Consider the following 1,154-nt stretch of genomic DNA (forward strand, 5'->3'; position numbering starts at 1 on the left):
GGGAGCTAGTTGCATCCTGTTTGTGCTGGTGGGCGGGGGTTGACGGGGCTGGTGGCGGCGGTCCAGGTACTGGCTGCGCCCGTGTTGATCTACGGCGTGATCATCTGCCGGGACCGGGGCCAGAGGTCGTGGGTGCGGTGCGGCGTGGCGTCGTCGGGCACGAGTGAACCCTCGGCGAGGATCTCAGGTCGTGACACACATCAATGCGCCCGCCGAGGGCCACGCACTGGTTTACCAAGTCCGGCTGCCGTTGTCGACCCAGACCCTCACCCTCGCCGTTGCGGCTGTGAGGATCCACCGCAAGAGCGTGAAGTCCCGATGGCGCAAGCTCCCCGACCTGAGCACCGCCCTGATCGTGCTGGCCGTCCTGCGTCACGGTGAACGACCCGCCGACCTGGCCACCGCCTACGGGGTGTCACACCACAGCGTTCGTCGCTGGGTCACACAAGTCGTCACCGTTCTGGCCCGGATGGCACCACGGCTGGACCGCGTCCTGGCCGCCCGCGCACGCATGCTCACCGACACCGACGACCCGATCGTGCTGCTCGACGGCACCTGCATCCCCGTGCACGCCCCGACCGGGCGGACCGAGAGACAACTCTGGTGCCCGAAACACAAAGCCCACCACCTACGCGTCATCACCCTGACCGACCACCACGGCCGACTGCTCTGGGTCTCCGCAGCACAACCCGCCCGACTCCACGAAGCCACCCACGCCAAACGCCTACGCCTACCCGCCCGGCTACGCCAACACGACCTCGCCGTGATCTGCGACCGCTTCCACACCCGCCTCGACGATCAACCCACCACCAACCCCAGCGTCATCGTCGGGCGCCGCGCCTGCCGCAACCACACCCTCACCCCCGCCGAGAAACGCACCAACGCGCTCATCGCCCGCGAACGCGTCACCAACGAACACGCCCACGCCCACCTCAAGAACTGGCGCATCCTGCACCGACTACGCCACGACTGGCGACGCGACGCCACCACCCTCGTGCGAGCCCTGCTCGTGCTCACCCACACCGAGATCGCCCGCTGAACCCATCCCGGCAAACGATCACACCAAAGATCAACAAGCCCTCGGCCAGCACGAAAACACCCCACACCACCACGTCAACACCCACCCACCAGCACAAACAGGATGCAACTAGCTC

General features: G+C 67.1%; 1 protein-coding gene. It reads left to right on the forward strand.

The annotated features are described in order from the left end of the window. Positions 1 to 307 precede the first annotated feature (307 nt). Complete coding sequence (locus ABZ272_RS32010) at positions 308 to 1,039, forward strand: transposase family protein (protein WP_355053677.1); 732 nt, start codon at positions 308 to 310, stop codon at positions 1,037 to 1,039. Positions 1,040 to 1,154: the final 115 nt, after the last annotated feature.

The sequence above is a fragment of the Micromonospora sp. NPDC005979 genome (genome assembly GCF_040614415.1).
Lineage (GTDB): Bacteria > Actinomycetota > Actinomycetes > Mycobacteriales > Micromonosporaceae > Micromonospora.